Here is a 559-nt window from a genome sequence, read left to right as displayed (position 1 = left end):
CGGCAGCGCCATACGGCGGCGTTCACCGTCGCCTCGGCCGGACCGTAACTGTTGAACATCACCCGATCAACGGCCCATTGCGAGACCAGCTCACCCGGCAGCGCTTCACCACCCACGTCCAGCACAAAGCCCGCCGGAAGGCTGTTCACCGGCAAAGTCGACACCGCCGCGGGAGGCAACGTCGCGTGTGTCACCCCGTACTCGGTCAAGAACCCCGCCAACTCGACACCCAGACGCCGCTCAGCCGGAACGATCACCAAAGCCGCCCCGGAAAGGAAAGCCAGCAACCACTCCTCACAAAACATATCGAAACCCGACGACGCGAACTGCGCCACCCGAGACCCCGACCCCACCCCGAACCGACCATGACTCACCGACAAATTCACCAAACCACGATGAGAAACAACCACACCCTTCGGCTTCCCAGTCGAACCCGACGTATAAACCACATACGCCGCATTCCCCGGCAACAACCCCGAAACCCGATCAACATCCAACACCGGACCAGCATCGAACCCGGCAACCCCAGTCACGAACCCCGGCGAATCCACCACCAAAA

At 61.9% G+C, this 559-nt stretch carries 1 protein-coding gene; it reads right to left on the bottom strand.

What is annotated here, in order from left to right; translation table 11 throughout:
* A partial coding sequence (locus ACM6LU_RS39200; protein WP_414942924.1) for an AMP-binding protein occupies positions 1-449 on the bottom strand: 449 nt, incomplete at its 3' end.
* Between the last annotated feature and the right edge of the window lie 110 nt (positions 450-559).

Origin of the sequence: Amycolatopsis sp. cmx-11-51 (genome assembly GCF_047608665.1) — a bacterium.
Taxonomy (GTDB): Bacteria; Actinomycetota; Actinomycetes; order Mycobacteriales; family Pseudonocardiaceae; genus Amycolatopsis.
Note: the sequence above shows the minus strand (reverse complement) of the source record. Positions and strands in the feature narration are given on the sequence as shown.